The sequence below is a fragment of the Streptomyces flavovariabilis genome (genome assembly GCF_000725785.1).
In the GTDB taxonomy this organism is placed as follows: Bacteria; Actinomycetota; Actinomycetes; order Streptomycetales; family Streptomycetaceae; genus Streptomyces; species Streptomyces hawaiiensis.
This window is the reverse complement of sequence record NZ_JNXD01000018.1, coordinates 127,631-151,057: the sequence shown is the minus strand read 5'-3', so window position 1 is coordinate 151,057 and position 23,427 is coordinate 127,631. Positions and strand designations below refer to the sequence as shown.

The window sequence follows — 23,427 nt, the reverse complement described above, 5'->3', positions numbered from 1 at the left end:
ACAACCCGAAAGGGCCTGATCCACTGGATCAGGCCCTTTCGTATTACTTTACTGTCGGGGTGGCGGGATTTGAACCCACGACCTCTTCGTCCCGAACGAAGCGCGCTGCCAAGCTGCGCTACACCCCGATGTCGCTGCTGTCGCGGCGACGACGTTTACTTTAGCCCACCGGTGGCTAGAGACGAAATCCGGTTTTGCCGCGGTGGCGGATGGGGTTCGGGCGGGCGTGGTCGAGGCCCACCAGGAGCACGGCCAGGGCGTAGAAGGAGAGGCCCAGGAGGAGGGCGTTGCCGAGGACGCGCTTGAAACCGTCCTGGCCGACGTCCAGGAACGGGTAGAGGTAGCGGTCGGGGGTGCCCGGGAGGAGCAGCTCGCCTCGGGTGAGACAGAAGGCCAGGTAGGCCATGGGGTAGAGGAGCCAGGTGCTGGCCTGGCGGAGGTGCAGGCGGCCGGGGGACGTGAGCAGGAGCCAGTCCAGTACCGCCGCTATCGGGGTCACCGTGTGCAGCACCGAGTGGGAGAGGGCCTGCCAGCCCGTCGGGGCGGCGGCCTCGCCCGTGAGGGAGAACGGGCTCGCCTCGTTCGCCAGGAGCAGGTGGTGCACCAGGGCCGCGATGACGACGTAGAGCAGCGTCGCACCCAGCACGGCACCCGGGAGCGGGCGGCTGGCCGTCCATGCGCGGCGGGCCGAGAGGGCCATGACCAGCGCCAGGAGCATGTTGCTCTGGATCGTGAAGTAGCTCAGGACCCGGGACGGATCGCCGAGGAGCAGTTCGAGCGTCACCCCCGCTGCCGCCGCGACGGCGATCAGTAGACGGTAGGCCGCGGCCGCGGGGCGGCGGACCGGGGTGACGACGGCCGTGGCGGGCACCGGGGAGGGCTTCAGTGCCGGCGGGAACGGGATCGCTGGGAGGTCCGGGATGTCCCGGGGTATCGGGGCGGTCATGCCCCCACGCTGACAGAAACGGACATAAGGGGCGATGTGGGTAGGGCCGTGTGGGTTACCGACCCTGTTACCGCCCACCCGGGTCGGCACCGTGGTCCGCCCATCCGGCTCGGCACCGTGGTCCGCCCATCCGGGTAGGCGCCGCGGACTGGTCCCCGGCCTGGCCCGGCGCCGTGCCTTCGTTGCTACCGGCTACCGGCTACCGGCTACCGGCTAGGCTCCTCGCGTCCCACCAGCGTCAGCAACGTGGCCTCCGGCGGGCACGCGAACCGGACCGGTGTGTAGCGGTTCGTGCCGCAGCCCGCCGACACGTGCAGGTACGACGTACGACCCTCCGCCGTGTGCGTGGACAGGCCCTTCACGCGGTCCGTGTCCAGGTCGCAGTTGGTGACCAGGGCGCCGTAGAAGGGGACGCACAGCTGGCCGCCGTGGGTGTGGCCGGCCAGGATCAGGGGATAGGCGTCGGCCGTGAAGGCGTCCAGGGTGCGCAGGTACGGGGCGTGCACGACGCCCATGGAGAAGTCCGCCGACTCAGACGGGCCGCCCGCCACCTGCGCGTAGCGGTCCCGCTTGATGTGCGGGTCGTCCAGGCCCGTGAGCTCCACCGAGCCGCCCTCGAGCTTGAGCTCACCGCGCGAGTTGGTCAGGTTGAGCCAGCCCGCCGCGTCGAAGCCGTCCCGTAGGTCCTCCCACGGGTTGTGCACCACGCCCTCGGCCGGCGCGTTGCCGTTGAGCCCGTGGCGGCCCTGGGCCTTCTCGAGCAGGTAGCGGGCGGGGTTGCGCAGCTTGGGACCGTAGTAGTCGTTGGAGCCGAAGACGTACGCGCCCGGGAACTCCATCAGGGGGCCGAGCGCGTCCAAGACCTCCGGGACGCCCTCCGGGTCGGAGAGGTTGTCGCCCGTGTTGATCACGAAGTCGGGGCGCAGGCCCGCCAGGGACCGCAGCCAGCGCTGCTTCTTGCGCTGGCCGCCGACCATGTGGATGTCGGAGACCTGGAGCACGCGCAGGGGGCGCATCCCCGCGGGCAGGACCGGGACCGTCACCCGGCGCAGGCGGAAGGAGCGGGCCTCGAAGCCCGCCGCGTACAACAGACCGGCGGCGCCAGCCGCCGCGATTCCCAGGGGGACTCCGTATCGCGCGCGCATACGACCATCGTGTCAGACCCGGGGCGGGGTCCGTGCCCGGGCGGTGCGCGAAATAGCCTGACCGCACCGGCCATTCGGCCGTGGCCCCCGTAAATCGAGGGGCGTTCTTCCTCCCGCACCTGCGACAATCGACCCCATGACCACGCTCAAGTCGAAGCTGCAGGATGACCTCAACGTTGCGATCAAGGAGCGCGACGAGCTGCGCTCCTCGACGCTCCGGCTGACGCTCGCCGCGATCACCAAGGAGGAGGTCGCGGGCAAGGCGAAGCGCGAGCTCTCCGACGACGAGGTACAGAAGGTGATCACCCGCGAGGCGAAGAAGCGGCGTGAGGCGGCCGACGCCTTCGCGCAGGGTGGTCGTGCCGAGCAGGCCGAGCGGGAGAAGGCGGAGGGCGAGGTCCTCGCCACGTACCTGCCGCAGCAGCTGTCCGACGAGCAGCTCCAGCAGATCGTCGCCCAGGCCGTCGAGGAGGCGAAGGCGGCCGGTGCGGAGGGGCCCCGGGCCATGGGCGCGGTCATGAAGATCGTGAACCCCAAGGTAGCGGGCCAGGCCGAGGGTGGCCGTGTCGCCGCCGCGGTGAAGAAGCTGCTGGCCGGCTGACCTGGTCACCGTCCCCGGACACGTCCGGCTGCTCGACTCGGGTGCCGACCCGTTGACCCGGCTCAGCGCTCAGCAATGAAGGAGGCCCCTCCTCCCGTACGGGAAGAGGGGCCGTTTCCGTCCGTCACGCCGGTGGGTCAGCCGAAGCGGCCGCCGTTGCCGTTCCCGCCGCCGTTGCCCTGGCCACGGAAGAAGCCCTCCGGGATGGAGAACGAAGGCGTGGGCTCGCTGCCGCCTCCGCCGTTGTTGCCGCCGACCAGGCCGCCGATGAAGCCGTCGTTGCCACCGTTGCCGCCGTCGTCGTCGTTGCCCCCGTCACCACGGCCGCCGTCGTCCCCGTCACCGCGGTCCCGGGGCTTGCTGTCGGGGATGTGGACGGTGTTGAAGTTCTCTACGGGCTTGCCCTCCAGCGCGCCGGACATCATGTCGCCCCAGATCGGGCCGGGGACCTCGCCACCGAAGACCTTGCCGTACGACCGGCCGCCGATGGTGATGCCGGACATCTTCCGCTTGTGCGCGGGGTCGCCGACCCACACGGCACCGGCCATGTTCGGCGTGTAGCCCACGAACCAGGCCGCGTAGCGCTCGTCCGTCGTACCGGTCTTGCCGGCGCTGGGGCGGCTGCCGAGGCCGGCCTTCTTGCCCGTACCGTCCTCGACCACGCCCTTCAGCAGCGTGTTGATGGTGTCCGCGGTGTTCTCCGACATCGCGCGCGAGCAGGTCGACTTCGGGACCTGGAGCGACGTGGTCTTGTCGCCGACCCGCCGGCTGGCCGACTCTATGGCGACCGGCGTGCAGTACATGCCGCGCGAGGCGAAGGTCGCGTACGCGTTCGCCATGGTCAGCGGGGACATCTCCTGGGTGCCGAGGGCGATCGAGGGCACCTGCGGCATCTTGTCGCCGTCGGCCCGCACGACGCCCATCTTCTTCGCCATCGTCGTCACCGGGCAGATGCCGATGTCGCTGATCATCTGCACGTAGTAGGTGTTGACCGACTTGGCGGTCGCCTCCCGCATGTCGTACGGGCCGACCTCGGAGGAGTTCTCGTTCTCGAGCTTGGCCGGGTTGGCGGGGTCGTTCACCCACCGCTTGTCGTCACAGGCCGAGACCGGGCTCGGGTACGCCATCTGGTAGGGCGAGGAGTACACCTTGTTCGCCGGCATGCCGTCCTCGATGGCCGCCGCGGCCACGATCGGCTTGAACGTCGAACCGGGCTGGTAGCCCATGCCGCCGCCCATGTGGTCGTCGACGGACAGGTTGAGGGTCGTCTCGCCCTTCTTGGTGTCGACGCCGTACGGACGCGACTGGCCCATGGCGAGGACCTTGCCGGTGCCGGGCTGGACGAGGGTGGCGGCGGTGGCCACCTCGTCGCTCTTGTAGACGTGCTCCTTGATGGACCGCTGCGCCGCGTCCTGGGCCTGCGGGTCCATGGTGGTGCGGATGGTGAGGCCGCCCTGGTTCCAGACTTTCGCGCGCTGCTCCTTGGTCTTGCCGAAGACCGGGTCGGTCAGGAAGACCTCGCGCACGTAGTCACAGAAGAAGCCCGCGCCCTTGACCGCCGTGATGCAGCCGTTCTTGGGCTTGCTGACCTTCAGTCCGAGCGGCGCCTTCATCGCCTCGGCGGCCTGCGCCCGGGAGATGTCGCCGACGGCCGCCATGCGCTGCAGCACGGTGTTGCGGCGCTTGGTGGCCTCCGCCTCGTCGTTGACCGGGTCGTACCGGCTGGGCGACTGGACGATGCCGGCGAGCAGGGCCGACTGCTCGAGGCTGAGGTCCTTGGCGGACCGGGAGAAGTAGCGCTGGGCCGCGGCCTCGACGCCGTAGGCCTGCTGACCGAAGAACGTGATGTTCAGGTAGTTCTCGAGGATCTTCTTCTTCCCCAGCTCCTCCTCGACCTGGATCGCGTACTTGAGCTCGCGGATCTTGCGGCCGATGGTCTGCTGGGTGGCCTGCGCGACCTTCGTCGGGTCGTCGCCCGCCTCCTCGACGAAGACGTTCTTCACGTACTGCTGCGTCAGGGTCGAGGCACCCTCGGAGACTCCGCCGGTCTGCGCGTTCTTGTTGAGGGCGCGCAGGACGCCTTTCAGGTCGACCGCGCCGTGCTGGTAGAAGCGCGAGTCCTCGATCGCGACGATCGCCTTCTGCATGTACGGCGAGATGTCCTTGAGGGGGACCACCGTGCGGTCGCGCGAGTAGACCGTGGCGATCTGGCCGCCGTCGGCGTCGAGGATCGTGGTGCGCTGACTCAGCGGCGGGGTCTTCATGTTGGCCGGGAGCTCGTCGAAGCTCTCGACCGATCCCTTGGCCGCGAGTCCCAGCGCGCCCACCGCCGGGAGTGCGATGCCGGCCAGCACGGCTCCCGCGAGGACACTGACACCGAGGAACTTGGCGGCCTGCTGCGTGGGAGACAGACCACCGCCCGAGCGCTTGTTTGGCATGAGGGCAGCCTACGTTCTCATTCGCCGGACAGGCGTATAGGCCTTGGCCTAAGCTGCTCTCAACTGTCACAGCAGTGAGGTCACGTATCAATACGTCCGGCGACCCCGAATCGTTCTGGGTGTTCCCCAACTTTTTTGGTGGGGCCGTGTCCGAATCCGCCTTGTGTGTCATACGGCGTCCGTTGTGACGCAGCTGAACTGTCCCGCTTTGCCGGGAAGGTTACGTATGTCGCCAGCTCACTCCCCCGGGTGATCTGCCGCTTACCCATAGTCCGTTCGGGCCATTCAAGATTGGGCCCGAAGGGGGTGTTGCGCTGTGCCCACCTTCCGTAACGTCCTCAACTGGCGGCGGTGAATATGCCGCTGCCGCCGTGGGGGAGCCTCGATTCGGGAGAGGACGGCGCCGGTATGGGCTGGGTAGTCGACTGGAGTGCGCAGGCGGCCTGCCGCACTACCGATCCGGATGAACTGTTCGTTCAAGGAGCAGCGCAGAACAGGGCCAAGGCGGTGTGCACCGGATGCCCGGTGCGCACGGAGTGCCTGGCCGACGCGCTCGACAACCGCGTCGAGTTCGGTGTGTGGGGAGGCATGACGGAGCGGGAGCGCCGCGCACTGCTGCGCAGGCGTCCCACGGTGACCTCCTGGCGCCGGCTGCTGGAGACGGCGCGCACGGAGTACGAGCGGGGGTGCGGTGTTCTGCCCCTCGACGACGACGAGATCTACGAGAACTACGCGGCGGTGAGCTGAGGAGTCCCTCCGGGAACTCCGCAGGTCCAGGTCGGTCTGAGGGCCCCCTTCCGGGCCCTTCGCCGCCGCCTGCGCGCTCTTCCGCGTCGCTCAGGAGCCCTGCGCTCCGGCCGGGTTGCCCTCAGGCAGTCGCCTCGGGCGGCTCTGGCTGGTCGGCGGGGACGGGAAGCTCGCGTTCGTCGGCCGCGAGCCGGTCGCCGATGTCGCGCAGTCCCGCGAGGTCGTGCACGTCGCCGGGCAGCGCGGCCACTTCCGTCACGGCCACCTCGGGGTGGAGCGCGGTGAAGCGGTCACGCGTGCGCTGCTCACGGGAGAGCAACTGCATGCGATCTGCGTGCAGTCTCAGCAGGCCTGCCGTGAGCTGGTCGACGGACCGCTCCGCGGCCGCGGTGTGCTCGGTGGCCTGGGCGTCTTCGGTGTTCTCGGTGGGGGAGCCATCCTCGGGAGCCGATGCCGGAGCCTGAGCTGGTGTTGCGGGCGTGGGAGAGTCTGAACTGTCCTGTGCGTCGGGGGAGTTACGAAGTACTGCTTTCCCGCCCTCCTGATCCACAATGCGGGGCTCTTCAAGATTTTCCGCGGCGGCGAGCGCCCGCTCGGCCGACAGCCGGTCGGCGCCGCTGCCGTGCACCCGGTTGAGCACAAGACCGGCGAGCGGCATGTCCTCCGCGGCCAGCCGCTCCACGAAGTACGCGGCCTCGCGCAGCGCGTCCCGCTCCGGCGCCGCGACCACGAGGAACGCCGTGCCGGGCGCCTGGAGCAGCTTGTACGTCGCGTCCGCGCGGGTGCGGAAACCGCCGAAGGTCGTGTCCATCGCGGACACGAACGTCTGGACGTCCTTGAGGAGCTGACCGCCGAGCAGCTTGCCGAGGGTGCCGGTCATCATCGACATCCCGACGTTCAGGAACTTCATGCCGGCCCGGCCGCCCAGCTTCGCCGGTGCCGTCAGCAGCCGGATCAGCCGCCCGTCCAGGAACGACCCGAGCCGCTTGGGCGCGTCCAGGAAGTCCAGCGCCGAGCGGGACGGCGGGGTGTCGACGACGATCAGGTCCCACTCGTCCCGGGCGCGCAACTGCCCGAGCTTCTCCATCGCCATGTACTCCTGCGTGCCCGCGAAGCCCGCCGAGAGCGACTGGTAGAAGGGGTTGCCCAGAATGGCGGCCGCCCGCTCGGGGTCCGCGTGCGCCTCGACGATCTCGTCGAAGGTGCGCTTCATGTCGAGCATCATCGCGTGCAGCTCGCCACCCGCGGAGTCGTCGATGCCCTTCACCCGGCGCGGGGTGTTGTCGAGGGAGTCGATGCCCATGGACTGGGCGAGTCGGCGGGCCGGGTCGATGGTCAGGACGACCACCTTGCGGCCCCGCTCGGCGGCGCGCAGCCCCAGGGCCGCCGCGGTCGTGGTCTTGCCGACCCCGCCCGAGCCGCAGCAGACCACGATGCGGGTCTTCGGGTCCTCCAGCAGCGGGTCCATGTCGAGCAGACGCGCCGGCGACAGACGGTGGTGGGCCGGGTCCGGACTCATGGACATCCCCTGCTTCCGACTCATGACGGGCCTTGCCCGTCCGTCCTGGCTCATGACACGCCCTGCTCGCGCAGCTCGCGGGCCAGCTCGTACAGCCCCGCGAGGTCCATGCCCTCGGTGAACAGCGGCAGTTCGTGCAGCGGCAGGCCGAGCTCGGCCAGGACCGCGCGCTGCTCGTGCTCCAGCGTGTACCGCTCGGCGTACTCCTCGGCCTGTGTGAGCAGCGGGTCCACCAGCCGCTCGGCGTGCCCGCCGCGCCGCGCCCCGCCGAGCCCCGCGGACGACAGGGACCGCGCGACAGTGGAACGCGGGACCGTCCGTACGAGTTCCAGATCGGTCTCGTCCAACACCTCCGGCCGGACCATGTTCACGATGATCCGCCCCACCGGCAGCCGAGCCGAACGCAGCTCGGCGATGCCGTCCACGGTCTCCTGGACGGGCATCTCCTCCAGCAGCGTCACCAGGTGCACGGCCGTCTCGGGCGACTTCAGCACCCGCATCACGGCCTGCGCCTGATTGTGTATCGGGCCGATCTTGGCGAGGCCCGCCACCTCGTCGTTCACGTTCAGAAAGCGCGTGATCCGCCCGGTCGGCGGGGCGTCCATGACGACGTAGTCGTACACGAACCGCCCGCTGCGCTCCTTGCGGCGCACCGCTTCGCACGCCTTGCCGGTCAGGAGGACGTCCCTGAGGCCGGGCGCGATGGTGGTGGCGAAGTCGATCGCGCCGAGTTTCTTCAGGGCCCGTCCGGCGCTGCCCAGCTTGTAGAACATCTGGAGGTAGTCCAGAAGGGCCAGTTCGGGGTCGATGGCCAGTGCGTACACCTCCCCGCCCCCGGGAGCGACGGCGATCTTCCGCTCCTCATAGGGCAGCGCCTGCGTCTCGAAGAGCTGCGCGATGCCCTGACGGCCCTCGACCTCGACGAGAAGCGTCCGCTTCCCCTCCGTGGCGAGAGCCAGTGCTAGTGCGGCGGCCACCGTGGTCTTACCGGTACCGCCCTTGCCGCTGACGACCTGGAGCCTGCTCACGTATTCGAGCCTAACCAGTCCGCGCCCGGGCTACGCGGGAGGCTGTGGACAACTCATGCCGTGGTCGGCCGTGTGACCCCCGTGGGGCAGCGGCTAGAGTCGGCCGCATGACCAAGTGGGAATACTCGACTGTGCCGCTGCTCGTCCACGCCACGAAGCAGATTCTGGACACCTGGGGCGAGGACGGCTGGGAGCTCGTCCAGGTCGTGCCCGGGCCGAACAACCCCGAGCAGCTCGTGGCCTACCTGAAGCGGGAGAAGCAGTAGTGGGTGCCGTCGAGGCGAAGCTGGCCGAGCTCGGGCTGAGCCTGCCCGACGTGGTCCCGCCGCTCGCCGCGTACCAGCCGGCCGTGCAGTCCGGCCCGTACGTCTACACCGCCGGGCAGCTCCCGATGGTGGACGGCAAGCTTCCCGTCACCGGCAAGGTCGGCGCCGAGGTCACCCCGGAGGAGGCCAAGGAGCTGGCACGCACGTGTGCGCTGAACGCCCTGGCCGCCGTGAAGTCCGTCGCCGGTGACCTGGACCGCATCGCGCGCGTGGTGAAGGTCGTCGGCTTCGTGGCCTCGGCCTCGGACTTCACGGGCCAGCCCGCGGTGCTGAACGGTGCGAGCGAGCTGCTCGGCGAGGTCCTCGGCGACAAGGGCGTGCACGCGCGCAGCGCGGTGGGCGTGGCGGTGCTCCCGCTGGACGCACCGGTCGAGGTCGAGATCCAGGTGGAGCTCGCGTAGCACCTCTTCCACGGCCTCAGCTGCGGAATCCGTCCCCGGTGTCACTCGAACATCCGCCCGTCACGGGATAGCCTCGCGCCCATGGCGAACGGTCAGTGGTACCCCCCGGAGTGGCCGGACCGCATCCGCGCACTCGCGGCCGGCACCCTCACACCGGTGACCCCCAAGCGCGCGGCCACCGTCATGCTCCTGAAGGACACCGGCGGCGGCGTCGCCGTCCACATGCTGCGCAGACGCGCCTCCATGGCCTTCGCCGGAGGCGCGTACGCGTATCCGGGCGGCGGTGTCGACCCGCGCGACGACGACCACCACGTCCGCTGGGCGGGCCCCACGCGCGCGTGGTGGGCCGACCGGCTCGGCGTCGACGAGACGGCGGCCCAGGCGATCGTCTGCGCGGCCGTACGCGAGACGTACGAGGAGGCGGGCGTGCTGCTCGCCGGGCCGGCCCCCGACGCGGTCGTCCGTGACACCACGGGCGACGACTGGGAGGCGGACCGGGCCGCCCTGGTCGCGAGGGAGCTGTCCTTCGCGGAATTCCTGGACCGCCGCGGCCTGGTCCTGCGCTCCGACCTGCTCGGCGCCTGGACCCGCTGGATCACCCCGGAGTTCGAGTCCCGCCGCTACGACACCTGGTTCTTCGTGGCCGCGCTCCCCGAGGGGCAGCGCACCCGCAACGCCTCCACGGAGGCCGACCGCACCGTGTGGATCGCCCCGCGCGAGGCGGCGGCCGGGTACGACAAGGGCGAGCTGCTGATGATGCCGCCGACGATCGCCACCCTGCGCCAGCTGACGACGTACGGGGCGGCCGCCCAGGCGCTCGAGGCCGCTCCGGGGCGTGACCTGACGCCTGTCCTGGCCACCGCCCGCCTGGTGGACGGCGAGATCGTGCTCTCCTGGCCGGGCCACGACGAGTTCACCAAACACATCGCGACGGGTGGAGCCAGCGCATGACGGACGCAGCAGCCCTTCCCGGCCAGCCCCGCGGCGGGGTCCTCCCGGGGCCCGCCACCACGCGGGCCGTCAACGTCCTGGCCCCCAACGCGTCGGCGATGACCCTGGACGGCACGAACACCTGGATCCTCTCCGAGCCGGACTCGGACCTGGCCGTGGTGGTCGACCCGGGTCCGCTGGACGACGGGCACCTGCGCCAGGTCGTCGCCACGGCCGAGCAGGCCGGCAAGCGCGTCGCTCTGACCCTGCTGACCCACGGCCATCCCGATCACGCGGAGGGCGCCGCCCGGTTCGCCGAACTGACCGGCACGCGCGTGCGTGCCCTGGACCCGGCACTGCGGCTGGGCGACGAGGGCCTGGCTGCCGGGGACGTGATCACCACCGGCGGGCTGGAGCTGCGCGTCGTACCGACCCCCGGTCACACCGCCGACTCCCTCTCCTTCCACCTCCCGGCCGACCGGGCGGTGCTCACCGGCGACACGATCCTCGGCCGTGGCACGACGGTCGTGGCCCACCCCGACGGCCGCCTCGGCGACTACCTGGACTCCCTGCGGCGCCTGCGCTCCCTCACGGTCGACGACGGCGTCCACACGGTCCTGCCCGGCCACGGTCCGGTCCTGGACGACGCCCAGGGCGTCGTCGAGTACTACCTCGCCCACCGCGCCCACCGTCTCGCCCAGGTCGAGACGGCCGTCGAGGACGGCTACCGCACCCCCGGGCAGGTCGTCGCCCACGTCTACGCGGACGTGGACCGCTCCCTGTGGCCGGCCGCGGAACTGTCGGTACGGGCGCAGCTGGACTACCTGGAGGAGCACGGGCTCATCTGACCGTGCGTGGAATCGACGTCGGGCCCCGTCTCGTGATGAGACGGGGCCCGATGACGTCGGCCAGGTGTGCGGTCAGCGTGAGCGCTTGGCGAGGCGCTCCACGTCCAGGAGGATCACCGCGCGGGCTTCCAGACGCAGCCAGCCGCGCTGGGCGAAGTCCGCGAGGGCCTTGTTGACCGTCTCGCGGGACGCGCCGACCAGTTGGGCCAGCTCCTCCTGCGTGAGGTCGTGCACGACGTGGATGCCCTCCTCGGACTGCACGCCGAACCGGCGTGACAGGTCGAGCAGGGCGCGGGCGACACGGCCCGGGACATCCGAGAAGACGAGGTCGGACATCGCGTCGTTGGTCTTGCGCAGCCGGCGCGCGACGGCGCGCAGGAGCGCCGTGGCCACCTCCGGGCGGGCGTTCAGCCAGGGCTGGAGGTCGCCGTGGCCGAGGCCGAGCAGCTTGACCTCGGTCAGTGCCGTGGCGGTCGCGGTGCGCGGGCCCGGGTCGAACAGCGACAGCTCGCCGATGAGCTCGCTGGGGCCGACCACGGCCAGCATGTTCTCGCGGCCGTCGGGGGACGTGCGGTGGAGCTTCACCTTGCCCTCCGTGACCACGTACAGGCGGTCACCGGGGTCGCCCTCATGGAACAGCGAGTCACCGCGGGCGAGGGTCACCTCACTCATGGAGGCGCGGAGCTCCGCGGCCTGCTCGTCATCGAGCGCCGCGAAGAGCGGATTGCGCCGCAGAACGTCGTCCACGAGTTCTCTCCTTGTCGACCTGCTCAGGGGATATTGCTCCCCCGTGTACCGAGGGACCGTGGTGCCCATTTTGTCGGGCGGTCCAAACAGTGTGATCTGTCACAAGGATGCCGCACACGTGTCCCGGGGTACGCGGCAGGGGTCCAATTGGGCGCCGATCTTCAGGGGCCGGGGCGGATGTCCGTGCCGGGCCTTAGGCTGGCCGGGTGTCCAAATCGCCGGTGAGAGCACAGGCCGAGGGAGCTGCGCGGGTGGTTGTACGTCGCGATTCCGCTGTGGGCGAACAGAGCCCCGTTGGCGGTAGGAAAACGACGAAACAGAACAAGACGGAACCAGTGAAGAAGGCCGCGTCCGCGAAGAAGCCCGCGTCCGCGAAGAAGGCGACATCTGCGAAGAAGGCGGTGTCCGCGACGAAGGCCGCGTCCGTGAAGAAGGCTGCTTCCGAGACCTCTGCGGCCGCTGCCGCGAAGAAGGCCTCGAAGGGTGCCGCCGTGAAGAAGGCGCCCGCGGCCAGGAAGGTCGCGGTCGCGCCCAAGAAGGCCACCGCCCGCCTCAAGGGCACCGCCCCCGCGAAGACCGTCGTCCACCCACCGGGTGACGAGTCGCGTACCGCCCTGGTCCGCCGGGCCCGCCGTATCAACCGCGAGCTCGCCGAGGTCTTTCCGTACGCGCACCCCGAGCTGGACTTCGAGAACCCCTTCCAACTGGTCGTCGCCACGGTCCTGTCCGCCCAGACGACCGACCTGCGCGTCAACCAGACGACACCCTCCCTCTTCGCCAAGTACCCGACCCCGGAGGACCTGGCCGCCGCCAACCCCGAGGAGGTGGAGGAGATCCTCCGCCCGTGCGGCTTCTTCCGGGCCAAGACGAAGTCGGTCATAGGGCTGTCGAAGGCCCTGGTCGAGGATTTCGGCGGTGAGGTGCCCGGCCGGCTGGAGGACCTGGTCAAGTTGCCCGGCGTCGGCCGCAAGACCGCGTTCGTCGTGCTCGGCAACGCCTTCGGCCGCCCCGGCATCACCGTGGACACGCACTTCCAGCGCCTGGTGCGCCGCTGGCAGTGGACCGGCGAGACAGACCCGGACAAGATCGAGGCCGCCGTCGGCGCGCTCTTCCCGAAGAGTGACTGGACGGATCTCTCGCACCACGTGATCTGGCACGGCCGCCGCATCTGCCACGCCCGTAAGCCCGCGTGCGGGGCCTGCCCGATCGCCCCGCTGTGCCCGGCGTACGGCGAGGGTGAGACCGACCCGGAGAAGGCGAAGAAGCTCCTCAAGTACGAGAAGGGCGGCTTCCCCGGCCAGCGGCTGAAGCCCCCACAGGCCTACCTGGACGCGGGCGGCAAACCGGCGCCGCCGCTGGGGGCCGGATGAGCCGCGCGAGCCGCCCGAAGCATCCGCTGCGCCACCCGAGCGCCCCGATGCGCCACCCGAAGAGTCCGACGCGCCGTCCGTTCAGGGGTTCCCGGGCGTCCGCGGAACGATCCCAGGGCCGTCGCGCGTTGGATGCGGCAGGACGACGGGGGTGGCGATGACGCGGGCGAGCGACACACAGGGCGGCCCGGTGGTGTTGAGCAAGGCCGGGCTGCCCGGCTGGCTGGACCCGGTGGTGCACGCCGTGGAGACGGTCCGGCCGAGCCAGCTGAGCCGGTTCCTGCCGCCGGAGGACGGCGCCGGGCGCCAGTCCGCCGTGCTGGTCCTGTTCGGCGAGGGCACGCACGGGCCGGAGCTGCTGCTCATGGAGCGTGCGAGCTCCCTGCGCTCGCACGCCGGGCAGCCCTCGTTCCCGGGCGGCGCCCTCGACCCGGAGGACGGTGACCCGAAGGGCGACGGCCCGCTGCGGGCAGCCCTGCGCGAGGCGGAGGAGGAGACCGGCCTAGACCCCTCCGGCGTCCAGCTGTTCGGCGTGCTGCCCCGGCTCTACATCCCGGTCAGCGGCTTCGTCGTCACTCCCGTGCTGGGCTGGTGGCGGGAACCGAGCCCGGTCGGAGTCGTCGATCCGAACGAGACCGCCAGGGTCTTCACCGTCCCCGTGGTGGATCTCACGGATCCCGCCAACCGGGCGACGACCGTCCACCCCAGCGGCCACCGAGGTCCGGCATTTCTGGTCGAATCGGCCCTTGTGTGGGGTTTCACGGCCGGAATCATCGACCGGCTGCTGCACTTTGCGGGCTGGGAGCGGCCCTGGGACCGCGAGAAGCAGGTCCCGCTCGACTGGCGCGCATGACAGGGTGGCCTCCGTGAACGTGCTGGACATCTTGTTGCTGGTCGCCGCCGTGTGGTTCGCGGTCGTGGGGTACCGCCAGGGGTTCGTCGTCGGCATCCTGTCGGTGATCGGCTTCCTGGGCGGCGGCCTCGTCGCCGTCTACGTGCTGCCCGTCATCTGGGACGCGCTGACGGACAACGCGGAGGTGAGCACGACCGCCGCCGTCGTCGCGGTCGTCGTCGTCATCGTCTGCGCCTCCGTCGGCCAGGCCCTCACCACCCACCTCGGCAACAAGCTGCGCCGGCACATCGTCTGGTCCCCGGCCCGGGCCCTCGACGCCACCGGCGGCGCCCTGGTCAACGTCGTGGCGATGCTCCTGGTCGCCTGGCTGATCGGCTCGGCCCTCGCGGGCACGACGCTGCCGACGCTCGGCAAGGAGGTCCGCAACTCCAAGGTGCTGCTGGGCGTCTCGCAGGCTCTGCCGGACCAGGCGGCCACCTGGTTCGCGGACTTCTCCTCCGTCCTCGCGCAGAACGGCTTCCCGCAGGTCTTCAGCCCGTTCTCCAACGAGCCGATCACCGACGTCCGGCCCCCGGACCAGGCGCTGGCCGGCAGCCCGGTGGCGACCCGCGCCCAGCGCTCCATCGTCAAGGTCATGGGCACGGCCCCCAGCTGCGGCAAGGTCCTGGAGGGCACCGGCTTTGTCTTCTCCGACCGCCGCGTGATGACCAACGCGCATGTGGTGGGCGGCGTCGACGAGCCGACCGTGCAGATAGGCGGCGAGGGCAGGAAGTACGACGCCAAGGTCGTGCTCTACGACTGGCGGCGCGACATCGCCGTCCTTGATGTGCCGAATCTCAAGGCGCCCGCGCTGCGGTTCACCGAGAAGGACGCGAGCAGCAGCGACAGCGCGATCGTCGCGGGCTTCCCGGAGAACGGGGCGTACGACGTGCGGGCCGCACGCGTGCGTGGCCGCATCACGGCCAACGGCCCGGACATCTACCACCGCGGCACGGTCCGCCGCGATGTCTACTCCCTCTTCGCGACCGTCCGCCAGGGCAACTCCGGCGGCCCGCTGCTCACACCCGACGGCAGGGTCTACGGCGTCGTCTTCGCCAAGTCGCTCGACGACGCCGAGACGGGATACGCGCTGACCGTGGACGAGATCCAGGAGGACATCGCCAAGGGGCGCACCGCCAACCAGCAGGTGGGCAGCGACAGCTGCGCGCTCTAGGAGCGGTCCTGGAGCGGGAGGTGTCGGGGCGTCACTCGCGCGGGTGACGCCTCAGTCGCGTGTGGGACGCAGACGTACGGAGACCCAGCGGGCCCGGCGGCGGAGGATGCGCGGAATCCCGACCCTGGGGTCCGCGGTCACCATCTGCGGTGTGCCGCTTCGCCGGTGGGGGTTCGCACCGCCCGCCGAGCGGCGATTGCGGGTTGCGTCACTGTAGTCGTGCGTCCAGCCCATACCCCGACGTGTGCCCCCGCCCCATGGTCGATAACCGCTCCCCGGACGTCCAATTGGCCTATGCGCCAGGCAATTGGCCGTTCGTAGGACAAGCGTTCACGTGCCGGTACCGGGCGGGGCGGTCGGTCACCGGTCGGGTTCGGGATCCCGCAGCCAGTTGATGAGTTCCGAGGAGAACGCGACCGGGTCCTCCTCGTGCGGGAAGTGACCGAGGCCGTCGAACAGGCGCCACCGGTAGGGGGCTTCGACGTACTCGCCGGAGCCGGCCGCGCTGCGCGTGCGCATCACGGGGTCGAGCGAGCCGTGCAGATGGAGGGTCGGCACCCGCACGGGCCGTTTCATCCGCCGGTTGAACTGGATGCCGTCCGGGCGGGCCAGGGAGCGCACCATCCAGCGGTACGGCTCGACCGCGCAGTGCGCCGCGGAGGGGATGCACATGGCGCGGCGGTACGTCTCCAGCGTCTCGTCCTCGGGCGGGCGCGGCCCGGACCACTCCTGGATCAGCTCTGCCACGAGCGCCCCGTCGTCGGCGGTGAGCTGCCGCTCCGGGATCCAGGGCCGCTGGAACCCCCAGATGTGTGAACCGGCGCGGGTCTGCTTGACGTCTCTCAGCATGGCCGAGCGCCAGCGCCGCGGGTGCGGCATGGACTCGACGGCCAGCCGCCGCACCAGCTTGGGGCGCATCGCGGCCGCCGTCCACGCGAGATATCCGCCCAGGTCGTGGCCGACCAGCGCGGCATCCGGCTCGCCGAGGGAGCGGATGACGCCGGTGACGTCGAGCGCGAGGTTGGCGGGGTCGTAGCCGCGCGGCGTGCGGTCGCTGCCGCCGACGCCCCGCAGGTCCATGGCGACGGCCCGGAAGCCCGCGTCGGCGAGTGCCACCAGCTGGTGCCGCCAGGTCCACCAGAACTGCGGGAAGCCGTGCAGCAGCAGCACCAGTGGGCCGTCGCCCAGCTCGGCGATGTGGAAGCGGGCGCCGTTGGCGGCGACGTCGCGATGGCTCCAGGGGCCGTCCAGCAGGACGGCCGGAGCCGGTGGTGCCGGAGGTGATTGCCCCGGAGGGATGGAGGAGCCCGTCATGATGACGAGCGTGCCACAGCCTCGATGGCCTCGGGGACCCGGTCCCGCGGGAGCTCCGGCCGCGGGTGCGGCTTGGCCTTCTGCAGCACGACCGCGGTCTCCTTCATCGACGCGGCGACCTTCTGCGGGCCCTTGCTCTTCTTGGCCTTCTTCGCGAAGACGATGCCGACCAGCGCGAGGACGAGCGCGACCAGCACGTTCGCCGCGAACGACAGCAGGAAGCAGACCGCGAGGTTCCAGTCGCTCCAGGTGCGGATGCCGTACGCCAGCGCGAAATTCAGCATCGGCAGGGAGAAGATCAACACCGCGCCGGCCGCCGAGAAGGCGCCGCCGCTGGTCGCGCCGCGCTTCACGTCCTGCTTGAGCTGCGCCTTCGCCAGCGCGATCTCGTCGTGCACCAGCGCCGACATTTCCGCTGTCGCCGTGGCGAACAGCTGGCCGATGCTGCGTTCGGCGCCGACCGGGCTGCCGTCGGGTGCGCTCATCGCGGTCTCCCTCTTCTGCGTACGGTCCGATGTCCGCGTCTTCTGCCTGACTCGTGCACAGTCGTCCGACTGCGCACGGCATGACTGCGTACGGTCCCGTCTTTTGTACCGTCTCGTCAGATCATGCCGGACGGTGGTGGTCATCGCCTGCCCCGCCCGGTACTTCGGCAAGCCCGTGGCGCGCCGCTGCCTTCTCCTGGGCGATGCGGCGGTGTTCGACGGCCTTGCGCTCGTAGAGGGCGGCGAGCCGCAGGTGGTACGCCGGGTCGTCCTCCTCGTAGACGTCCGGGACGCCGTCGGCGTCCTCGTCGCGCTCCTCTTCCTCCCACAGGCGGCGGTACTTGGCGTTCCGCAACTTCAGCAGGACGGTCGCGAGTGTCGCGGCGATGAGCGATCCCAGCAGGACGGCAGCCTTGACCTGGTTCGTCAGCGTCTGGTCGCCGGCGAAGGCGAGTTCGTCGATGAGCAGCGACACCGTGAATCCGATGCCGGCGAGGGCCGCCACGGCGAACACGTCCGCCCAGGCGAGGTCGTCACTGAGCGAGGCGCGGGTGAATCGGGCCGCCAGCCACGTGCCGCCGAAGATGCCGAGCGCCTTGCCGACGACGAGCCCGAGGACGACGCCGAGGGTCTCGGGCTCGGTGAACACGTCGGCGAGCGCCCCGCCGGACACCGCGACGCCCGCGCTGAACAGTGCGAACAGCGGAACGGCCAGCCCCGCGGACAGGGGCCGTACGAGGTGCTCGATGTGCTCGCCGGGGGAGCGGTCCTCGCCCTCGTGGCGGTGGCAGCGCAGCATCAGGCCCATGGCGACGCCGGCAACGGTGGCGTGGACGCCGCTGTTGTACATCAGCGCCCAGATGACGAGTGCGAGCGGCACGTACAGGTACCAGCCGCGTACGCCCTTGCGCAGCAGCAGCCAGAAGAGCACCAGCCCCGCGACGGCGCCGCCGAGCGCGGCGAAGTTCAGCTCGGCGGTGAAGAACACCGCGATGATCAGGATCGCGAAGAGGTCGTCGACGACGGCGAGCGTGAGCAGGAAGGCCCGCAGCGCGCTCGGCAGGGAGGTGCCGATGACGGCGAGCACGGCGAGCGCGAAGGCGATGTCGGTCGCGGTCGGCACGGCCCAGCCGGCCAGGGAGCCACCGCCGGCGACGGCGGTGACGGTGTAGACGAGCGCCGGTACGGCCATGCCGCACAGCGCGGCGACGACAGGGAGCGCGGCGGCTTTCGGGTCGCGCAGGTCGCCCGCCACGAGTTCCCGCTTGAGCTCGATCCCGGCGACGAAGAAGAAGACCGCCAGCAGTCCGTCGGCGGCCCAGTGCGCGACGGACAGGTCGAGGCCGAGGGCGGCGGGGCCCAGGTGGAAGTGGGAGACACTGTCGTAGCTGCCGCGCAGCGCGGGGATGTTCGCCCAGAGCAGCGCGATGACCGCGGCGGCGAGCAGCAGCACCCCACCCACGGTCTCCGTGCGCAGCGCGTTCGCCACATAGTTCCGCTCGGGCAGCGAGAGCCGGCCGAGGACTTTGCGGGCGGTGGTGGAGCGGGGCGCGGTCACGGGGGAGACCTCCGGTCGGTGGGCAGGGCGGAACACATGCCGACCAGACTTCCCGGCGCACCATGGAGCAGTTGTTTTGCTTGGTTCAGCTGAACGTGTGCGCCGAGCGTACCCGGCGATCACACCACGGGCGCCACAAGGGCACCCGGCGTGCCGTCTGCCGGGTGCCCTTCGCCGGTTCCGCTATGCCACTCAGTCCTCGCTGGGGGCGGCCGGCAACTTGTCCTGGATGAGGGCCATGACCGTGGAGTCGGTCAGCGTGGTGACGTCACCCAGCTGGCGGTTCTCGGCGACGTCCCGCAGCAGACGGCGCATGATCTTGCCGGAGCGGGTCTTGGGCAGCTCGGCCACCGGCAGGATCCGCTTGGGCTTGGCGATCGGGCCCAGGGCGTTGCCGACATGGGCGCGCAGCTCGCTGACCAGGGTCTCGGTCTCCGAGGCCGTACCGCGCAGGATCACGAACGCGACGATCGCCTGCCCGGTCGTCTCGTCCGCCGCTCCGACCACGGCCGCCTCGGCGACCGAGGGGTGGGAGACCAGCGCGGACTCGACCTCGGTGGTGGAGATGTTGTGCCCGGAGACGAGCATGACGTCGTCGACCCGGCCCAGCAGCCAGATGTCGCCGTCGTCGTCCTTCTTGGCGCCGTCACCGGCGAAGTACTTGCCCTCGAAGCGCGACCAGTAGGTGTCGATGAACCGCTGGTCGTCGCCCCAGATGGTGCGCAGCATCGACGGCCACGGCTCCGTCAGCACCAGGTAGCCGCCCCCGCCGTTGGGTACCTCGTTGGCCTCGTCGTCCACGACCGTCGCGGCGATGCCGGGCAGCGGCGTCTGCGCGGAGCCGGGCTTGGTGGCGGTCACGCCCGGCAGCGGGGTGATCATCATCGCGCCGGTCTCGGTCTGCCACCAGGTGTCCACGACCGGGGTGCGGTCGCCGCCGATGTTCTTGCGGTACCAGATCCACGCCTCGGGGTTGATCGGCTCGCCCACCGAGCCCAGCACCCGCAGGCTGGACAGGTCGAACTTGGCGGGGATGTCGTCGCCCCACTTCATGAACGTACGGATCGCGGTCGGCGCGGTGTAGAGGATCGTCACGCCGTACTTCTGCACGATCTCCCAGAAGCGGCCCTGGTGCGGGGTGTCGGGCGTGCCCTCGTACATGACCTGTGTGGCGCCGTTCGCCAGCGGGCCGTAGACGATGTATGAGTGGCCGGTGACCCAGCCGACGTCGGCGGTGCACCAGTAGACGTCGGTCTCCGGCTTGAGGTCGAAGACGGCGTGGTGGGTGTAGGCGGTCTGCGTGAGGTAGCCGCCGGAGGTGTGCAGGATGCCCTTCGGCTTGCCCGTGGTGCCCGAGGTGTAGAGGATGAACAGCGGGTGCTCGGCGTCGAACGCCTGCGGGGTGTGCTCGGCGCTCTGCCGTCCCACCACATCGTGCCACCACACGTCGCGGCCCTCGGTGAAGGCGACCTCCTGGCCCGTGCGGCGCACGACCAGGACGTGCTCGACGATGCCCGCCTTCTCGACGGCCTCGTCCACCGCCGGCTTCAGCGCGGACGGCTTGCCGCGCCGGTAGCCGCCGTCGGAGGTGATGATCACGCGCGCGTCGGCATCCTGGATGCGGGTGGCGAGCGCGTCCGAGGAGAAGCCGCCGAAGACGACCGAGTGGGCGGCGCCGATCCGGGCGCAGGCCAGCATCGCGATCGCCGTCTCGGGGATCATCGGCATGTAGACGGCGACCCGGTCGCCCGCCTGAACTCCCAGCTCCAGCAGGGCGTTGGCGGCCTTGGAGACCTCGTCCTTCAGCTCGGCGTAGGTGATCGCGCGGCTGTCGCCGGGTTCGCCCTCGAAGTGGATGGCGACCCGGTCGCCGTGGCCGGCCTCCACGTGCCGGTCGACGCAGTTGTAGGCGACGTTGAGTTCGCCGTCCTTGAACCACTTGGCGAACGGCGGGTTCGACCAGTCGAGGGTCTCGGTGGGCTCCTTGGCCCAGGTCAGCCGACGGGCCTGCTCGGCCCAGAAGCCGAGCCTGTCAGCCTTGGCCTGTTCATACGCCTCCGCGGTGACGTTGGCGTTCGCGGCCAGGTCGGCGGGGGGTGCGAACCTGCGCTCTTCCTTGAGCAGGTTGGCCAGGCTTTCGTTGCTCACGGCATCTGCCTTTCCCAGGGTGTCCGTTGTGTCCCAGGCCACAGCTCATCAGACCCGGGGGTGCGATGACAAGGGCCGACCGCCGATTGGTTTAGACCTGTCGGACGGTGCTGTCGGGGACCGGGGTCATCCGTACCCACGGACGCCGACCAGGGAAAGTTCACTGCGTGTGCTGCCCGTCACCCGGGTCGCCGAAGCGCGGAGAAGAGCCACGACGGCGTTCTGGAGGGGCGGAGCGGCCGGGCCGGGGCGGCGGGCGGTCGGCGGCCTCCCCTGTCCTGGGGCCGGCCCGGCGGGCCACCGGGTGTGCCCCCTGGCTCGATCGGGGGCACACCCTCAACCGGTGCCGGGCAGGGGTGTGCCCCCGGGCTCGATCGGGGGCACACCCTCAACCGGTGCCGGGCAGGAAGACACCCTGGCCCGGCGCCCGGCTCACGCCGTCAGGTCCGACTCCCGTACGCGGTCGAAGACGCCACCGGCGTCCCTCTCGGTGAGCAGGTAGGCCTCGGCCTCGCCCAGATGGAAGTACATCCCGTGCAGCTCCAGGGTGCCCTCGTCGAGGGCCCGGGCCACCGAGTCGTGGGCGCGCAGGTGCTCCAGCTGCTGGACGACGTTCGTCAGAGAAAGCAGCTCGACCGCGTCCTCGGGTGACCGCCCGGCCAGCGTGCCCCAGGGCAGGCTCTTGTCGGCCATGCGCTCCAGGCTCGGCAGCCCGTGCCGCAGCCACCGCTTCAGCGGGGTCCGGGCGCCGCCGGGCTCGGAGTTGAGCAGCGCCTGCATGGCGCCGCATCCCGAGTGCCCGCACACCGTGATGGACCGCACCCTGAGCACGTCCACGGCGTATTCGATGGCGGCCGCCACCGAGTCGTCGCCGCTCTCTTCGCCGGGGCGAGGGACGAGGTTGCCCACGTTGCGCACGACGAACAGGTCGCCCGGACCACTGGAGGTGATCATCGATGTGACCAGCCGGGAGTCGGCGCAGGTCAGGAAGAGCTGCGAAGGCCGCTGCCCCTCACGCGCCAGCCGGGCCAGCTCACTGCGGACCAGGGGCGCGGTGTTGCGCTGGAACGCGCTGATGCCACGCGCCAGTTCGTGCCCGTTGGCTCCGCCGGTGCCCGTCGGGTCCGGCTCGGAGCGGTCCGACCCGTCCGGGTTCTTCCCGGCGACCGGTACGGACCGGGGGCCGTGGCACTGGTGGTTGCGCCAGGGCGTCCAGGGCCGGCAGCGGCAGTCGGGGCCGGCCTGGGGCTCGGAGATGCGGGTGCCGGGATGCCGGCCGGTGATCTGGACGGTGCCGCCCTGCGCGGTGTGGGTCTTCTGCCAGTCCTGCAGCGTCTCGTACGCCGCGTGGTCCATGAACGACCCGTCGAGCTCGACGACGGTGTCGGCACCGTGGGGCACGAGATGCAGGGCCCGGCTGAGCCGTGGCACCGCCAGGAACGTCAGCTGTCCTCTGACGTGTACGTGATGAACTCCTTCCCTCTCTTGGTGCGTGATGCGGGTGCGGGTGAGGCGGTGCAGGGCGACGCCGACGGCCATGGCGATGCCGAGCGCCACGCCCTCCAGGACGCCGAGGGAGACCACGCCGAGGGTGGTGACGGCGTAGACCCAGACTTCTCGGTGGCGGGTCACCGTGCGGATGTGGTTCAGGGACACCATCTGGATGCCGACGGCCATCACCAGGGCGGCGAGCGAGGCGAGGGGGATGAGCTCCAGGACCGGGACCATCAGCAGCGCGGCAATCACTACGAGAACGCCGTGCAGCATCGTGGAGTTCCGGCTGACCGCACCCGCGTGCACATTCGCCGAACTCCGCACGGCCACACCGGCGATGGGCAGTCCGCCGAGCGAGCCGGAGACGATGTTGGCCGCGCCCTGTCCGAGCAGTTCGCGGTCGAGGCGGGAGCGCCCGACACGGGCGGGCAGCCCCGGGCGGCCGGCCACCAGCTTGTCCACGGCGACCGCGCCGAGCAGCGACTGCACGCTGCACACCAGCGTGGTGGTGAGCACGGCGGCGATCAGGCCGAGCACGGGGCCCTCGGGCAGTCCGGCCAGGGCGTGGTTGCTCCAGGACGGCAGGTCGACCTTGGGCAGGCGGAGCCCGGCGAGGGCGGCGGCCGCGGTGGCCCCGGCGACGGCGACGAGCGCGGCCGGGATCTTGCGCAGCAGGCGTCCGGCCCGGCCGGGCAGTCTCGGCCAGAGCAGCAGCAGCGCCAGGGTCAGCACGCTCACCGACACGGCCGAGGGGCGCATCTGCGCCAACTGGGCGGGCAGCGCACGGAGGTTGTCCGGGACGGAACTCTGCGGTGTGCCGCCGAGCACGATGTGCAGCTGGGCGACGGCGATGGTGACGCCGATCCCGGCGAGCATGCCGTGCACGATGGCGGGGCTGACGGCGAGGGCGCCACGGGCCACGCGCAGGCAGCCCAGGCCGAGCTGGGCGAGGCCGGCAAGGATGGTGATGGCGCAGGTCGTCCGCCATCCGTAGCGCTGGATGAGGTCGGCGGTCACGACGGTGAGGCCGGCGGCCGGTCCGCTCACCTGGAGCGGGGAGCCGCCGAGCCGCCCGGCGACCAGCCCGCCCACGGCGGCGGCGACGAGGCCGGCCTGGAGAGGGGCGCCGGTGGCGAGGGCGATGCCCAGGGACAGGGGCAGGGCGATCAGGAAGACCGCGATCGAGGCCGACACATCGGCACCCGCGATCCGGAATCGGCGGGGCCCGGCCGGTGGCGGACTGTGGGGCGGATGGGTGCGTTCGGTTCGGTTGGGGTCGGCGGCGCGTGTGGGGACGCAGGCTGACATGGCTTCCC

21 protein-coding genes and 1 tRNA gene are annotated in these 23,427 nt (G+C 70.9%); 9 read left to right on the top strand and 13 right to left on the bottom strand.

Annotation, left to right across the window (positions count from 1 at the left end; translation table 11 throughout):
- Positions 1-54: 54 nt before the first annotated feature.
- From IO24_RS0128515 to IO24_RS0128505, 3 genes are all read right to left on the bottom strand, one after another.
- Positions 55-128, bottom strand: a tRNA-Pro gene (locus tag IO24_RS0128515).
- Positions 129-175: 47 nt separating this feature from the next.
- Positions 176-946, bottom strand: coding sequence for a Pr6Pr family membrane protein (locus IO24_RS0128510; protein WP_031140448.1), 771 nt, complete (start codon positions 944-946; stop codon positions 176-178).
- Positions 947-1,152: 206 nt separating this feature from the next.
- Positions 1,153-2,091 carry a metallophosphoesterase gene (locus IO24_RS0128505; protein ID WP_031140446.1) on the bottom strand — a complete coding sequence of 313 codons (939 nt, stop codon included), beginning with the start codon at positions 2,089-2,091 and terminating at the stop codon, positions 1,153-1,155.
- A gap of 136 nt (positions 2,092-2,227) precedes the next feature.
- On the opposite strand from IO24_RS0128505, the gene IO24_RS0128500 reads away from it, so the two are divergent.
- Positions 2,228-2,692: a GatB/YqeY domain-containing protein gene (locus IO24_RS0128500; protein ID WP_031140444.1), complete on the top strand. Its 465-nt coding sequence runs from the start codon at positions 2,228-2,230 to the stop codon at positions 2,690-2,692.
- A gap of 137 nt (positions 2,693-2,829) precedes the next feature.
- Here IO24_RS0128500 and IO24_RS0128495 read toward each other — a convergent pair whose 3' ends face one another.
- Positions 2,830-5,130 carry a transglycosylase domain-containing protein gene (locus IO24_RS0128495; RefSeq protein ID WP_031140442.1) on the bottom strand — a complete coding sequence of 767 codons (2,301 nt, stop codon included), beginning with the start codon at positions 5,128-5,130 and terminating at the stop codon, positions 2,830-2,832.
- A gap of 408 nt (positions 5,131-5,538) precedes the next feature.
- On the opposite strand from IO24_RS0128495, the gene wblA reads away from it, so the two are divergent.
- Positions 5,539-5,877 carry a transcriptional regulator WblA gene (gene wblA, locus IO24_RS45775; protein ID WP_030846174.1) on the top strand — a complete coding sequence of 113 codons (339 nt, stop codon included), beginning with the start codon at positions 5,539-5,541 and terminating at the stop codon, positions 5,875-5,877.
- 121 nt (positions 5,878-5,998) lie between these two features.
- Here the strand turns inward: wblA and bagB are convergent, their stop codons facing one another.
- Together bagB and bagA are read right to left on the bottom strand one after the other, a co-directional pair.
- Positions 5,999-7,396 (bottom strand): ATPase BagB, encoded by a 1,398-nt coding sequence (bagB, locus tag IO24_RS0128485; protein ID WP_199808865.1) that lies wholly within the window; start codon positions 7,394-7,396, stop codon positions 5,999-6,001.
- A gap of 50 nt (positions 7,397-7,446) precedes the next feature.
- Positions 7,447-8,424 carry an ATPase BagA gene (gene bagA, locus IO24_RS0128480; RefSeq protein WP_031140438.1) on the bottom strand — a complete coding sequence of 326 codons (978 nt, stop codon included), beginning with the start codon at positions 8,422-8,424 and terminating at the stop codon, positions 7,447-7,449.
- A 107-nt stretch (positions 8,425-8,531) separates the two neighbouring features.
- On the opposite strand from bagA, the gene sp36 reads away from it, so the two are divergent.
- The 4 genes from sp36 (at position 8,532) to IO24_RS0128460 (ending at position 10,929) form a co-directional block, all read left to right on the top strand.
- A complete protein-coding gene (gene sp36, locus IO24_RS44630) occupies positions 8,532-8,690 on the top strand; it encodes a Sp36 family protein (RefSeq protein ID WP_097218487.1) in 159 nt (52 codons plus the stop codon).
- The gene (locus IO24_RS0128470) at positions 8,690-9,151 is read left to right on the top strand and encodes a RidA family protein (protein ID WP_031115991.1); all 462 of its coding nucleotides are present in this window, start codon (positions 8,690-8,692) and stop codon (positions 9,149-9,151) included. Before sp36 ends, IO24_RS0128470 begins: the two co-directional genes overlap by 1 nt.
- 81 nt (positions 9,152-9,232) lie before the next feature.
- Positions 9,233-10,102, top strand: a complete 870-nt coding sequence (locus IO24_RS0128465; RefSeq protein WP_031140434.1) for an NUDIX hydrolase — start codon at positions 9,233-9,235, stop codon at positions 10,100-10,102.
- On the top strand, positions 10,099-10,929 hold the full coding sequence (locus IO24_RS0128460) for an MBL fold metallo-hydrolase (RefSeq protein ID WP_031140432.1): 831 nt from the start codon (positions 10,099-10,101) through the stop codon (positions 10,927-10,929). The genes IO24_RS0128465 and IO24_RS0128460 overlap by 4 nt, the downstream gene beginning before the upstream one ends.
- A gap of 72 nt (positions 10,930-11,001) precedes the next feature.
- Here the strand turns inward: IO24_RS0128460 and IO24_RS0128455 are convergent, their stop codons facing one another.
- Positions 11,002-11,676 carry a Crp/Fnr family transcriptional regulator gene (locus IO24_RS0128455; RefSeq protein ID WP_020129286.1) on the bottom strand — a complete coding sequence of 225 codons (675 nt, stop codon included), beginning with the start codon at positions 11,674-11,676 and terminating at the stop codon, positions 11,002-11,004.
- Positions 11,677-12,011: 335 nt separating this feature from the next.
- Between IO24_RS0128455 and nth the strand changes: the two genes are divergently transcribed.
- The 3 genes from nth to IO24_RS0128435 all read left to right on the top strand — a co-directional run bounded on the left by nth (position 12,012) and on the right by IO24_RS0128435 (position 15,112).
- Complete coding sequence (gene nth / locus IO24_RS0128445; RefSeq protein WP_078899402.1) at positions 12,012-13,046, top strand: endonuclease III; 1,035 nt, start codon at positions 12,012-12,014, stop codon at positions 13,044-13,046.
- 157 nt (positions 13,047-13,203) lie between these two features.
- Positions 13,204-13,899, top strand: coding sequence for an NUDIX hydrolase (locus tag IO24_RS0128440; RefSeq protein WP_031140424.1), 696 nt, complete (start codon positions 13,204-13,206; stop codon positions 13,897-13,899).
- Between the two features lie 13 nt (positions 13,900-13,912).
- Positions 13,913-15,112: a MarP family serine protease gene (locus tag IO24_RS0128435; RefSeq protein WP_031140422.1), complete on the top strand. Its 1,200-nt coding sequence runs from the start codon at positions 13,913-13,915 to the stop codon at positions 15,110-15,112.
- A gap of 51 nt (positions 15,113-15,163) precedes the next feature.
- Here the strand turns inward: IO24_RS0128435 and IO24_RS46695 are convergent, their stop codons facing one another.
- The 6 genes from IO24_RS46695 to IO24_RS0128410 form a co-directional block, all read right to left on the bottom strand.
- The gene (locus IO24_RS46695) at positions 15,164-15,346 is read right to left on the bottom strand and encodes a hypothetical protein (RefSeq protein ID WP_078899401.1); all 183 of its coding nucleotides are present in this window, start codon (positions 15,344-15,346) and stop codon (positions 15,164-15,166) included.
- Positions 15,347-15,472: 126 nt separating this feature from the next.
- Positions 15,473-16,426, bottom strand: coding sequence for an alpha/beta fold hydrolase (locus tag IO24_RS0128430; protein ID WP_031140419.1), 954 nt, complete (start codon positions 16,424-16,426; stop codon positions 15,473-15,475).
- Positions 16,423-16,911, bottom strand: coding sequence for a phage holin family protein (locus IO24_RS0128425; protein ID WP_031140417.1), 489 nt, complete (start codon positions 16,909-16,911; stop codon positions 16,423-16,425). The genes IO24_RS0128430 and IO24_RS0128425 overlap by 4 nt, the downstream gene beginning before the upstream one ends.
- 121 nt (positions 16,912-17,032) lie before the next feature.
- On the bottom strand, positions 17,033-18,469 hold the full coding sequence (gene nhaA, locus IO24_RS0128420; RefSeq protein ID WP_031140415.1) for a Na+/H+ antiporter NhaA: 1,437 nt from the start codon (positions 18,467-18,469) through the stop codon (positions 17,033-17,035).
- A 192-nt stretch (positions 18,470-18,661) separates the two neighbouring features.
- Complete coding sequence (gene acs / locus IO24_RS0128415; RefSeq protein WP_031140413.1) at positions 18,662-20,617, bottom strand: acetate--CoA ligase; 1,956 nt, start codon at positions 20,615-20,617, stop codon at positions 18,662-18,664.
- A 432-nt stretch (positions 20,618-21,049) separates the two neighbouring features.
- Entirely contained in the window at positions 21,050-23,419 is a 2,370-nt protein-coding gene (locus IO24_RS0128410) for a bifunctional SulP family inorganic anion transporter/carbonic anhydrase (RefSeq protein ID WP_031140412.1), read from the bottom strand.
- Between the last annotated feature and the right edge of the window lie 8 nt (positions 23,420-23,427).

Excerpts from the sequence above, each read along its gene's own strand:
- IO24_RS0128505 (WP_031140446.1), bottom strand. The coding sequence starts at position 2,091 with ATGCGCGCGCGATACGGAGTCCCCCTGGGAATCGCGGCGGCTGGCGCC.
- IO24_RS0128440 (WP_031140424.1), top strand. The coding sequence starts at position 13,204 with ATGACGCGGGCGAGCGACACACAGGGCGGCCCGGTGGTGTTGAGCAAG.
- IO24_RS0128465 (WP_031140434.1), top strand. The coding sequence starts at position 9,233 with ATGGCGAACGGTCAGTGGTACCCCCCGGAGTGGCCGGACCGCATCCGC.
- bagB (WP_199808865.1), bottom strand. The coding sequence starts at position 7,396 with ATGAGTCCGGACCCGGCCCACCACCGTCTGTCGCCGGCGCGTCTGCTC.
- IO24_RS46695 (WP_078899401.1), bottom strand. The coding sequence starts at position 15,346 with ATGGGCTGGACGCACGACTACAGTGACGCAACCCGCAATCGCCGCTCG.
- wblA (WP_030846174.1), top strand. The coding sequence starts at position 5,539 with ATGGGCTGGGTAGTCGACTGGAGTGCGCAGGCGGCCTGCCGCACTACC.
- IO24_RS0128510 (WP_031140448.1), bottom strand. The coding sequence starts at position 946 with ATGACCGCCCCGATACCCCGGGACATCCCGGACCTCCCAGCGATCCCG.
- IO24_RS0128425 (WP_031140417.1), bottom strand. The coding sequence starts at position 16,911 with ATGAGCGCACCCGACGGCAGCCCGGTCGGCGCCGAACGCAGCATCGGC.
- IO24_RS0128495 (WP_031140442.1), bottom strand. The coding sequence starts at position 5,130 with ATGCCAAACAAGCGCTCGGGCGGTGGTCTGTCTCCCACGCAGCAGGCC.
- IO24_RS0128460 (WP_031140432.1), top strand. The coding sequence starts at position 10,099 with ATGACGGACGCAGCAGCCCTTCCCGGCCAGCCCCGCGGCGGGGTCCTC.
- IO24_RS0128410 (WP_031140412.1), bottom strand. The coding sequence starts at position 23,419 with ATGTCAGCCTGCGTCCCCACACGCGCCGCCGACCCCAACCGAACCGAA.
- sp36 (WP_097218487.1), top strand. The coding sequence starts at position 8,532 with ATGACCAAGTGGGAATACTCGACTGTGCCGCTGCTCGTCCACGCCACG.
- IO24_RS0128430 (WP_031140419.1), bottom strand. The coding sequence starts at position 16,426 with ATGACGGGCTCCTCCATCCCTCCGGGGCAATCACCTCCGGCACCACCG.
- IO24_RS0128500 (WP_031140444.1), top strand. The coding sequence starts at position 2,228 with ATGACCACGCTCAAGTCGAAGCTGCAGGATGACCTCAACGTTGCGATC.